This is a genomic window from Photobacterium obscurum, assembly GCF_026191635.1.
In the GTDB taxonomy this organism is placed as follows: Bacteria; Pseudomonadota; Gammaproteobacteria; order Enterobacterales; family Vibrionaceae; genus Photobacterium; species Photobacterium obscurum.
In genome coordinates, this window is the sequence record NZ_JAKRRW010000076.1 from 1 (window position 1) to 282 (window position 282).

Annotated in this window: 1 protein-coding gene; it reads right to left on the minus strand. The window is 47.9% G+C overall.

The genetic code is table 11. The features are described 5' to 3' along the window. A partial coding sequence (locus tag MD588_RS25990; protein WP_265700842.1) for a transposase occupies positions 1-212 on the minus strand: 212 nt, incomplete at its 3' end. Between the last annotated feature and the right edge of the window lie 70 nt (positions 213-282).

A 282-nucleotide genomic window follows, 5' to 3' on the forward strand; every position in this document is an offset into this window, starting at 1 on the left:
ACTACGGCAAATTTGACTTCCGGTGACCATTGCTCCGGAGATTGACCACTGTTAGGCACTGGGCTTCCTGTCTCTCTGATTTGATTGCGCCAATTGTACAGGGTTGCTTCGCTAATGCCTTCTTGTTTAGCCAGCTTTGGTACTGACATACTCATCGGCGGTAACAACTTTTTAAGGATGGCGTTCTTTCGTTCTTCTGGATAGCGGGACATATTTTCTGCTCACCACCCCCTGTCTAATCTACGGATTTAGATTAGGCGACAACTATCCTGACACAGGGGG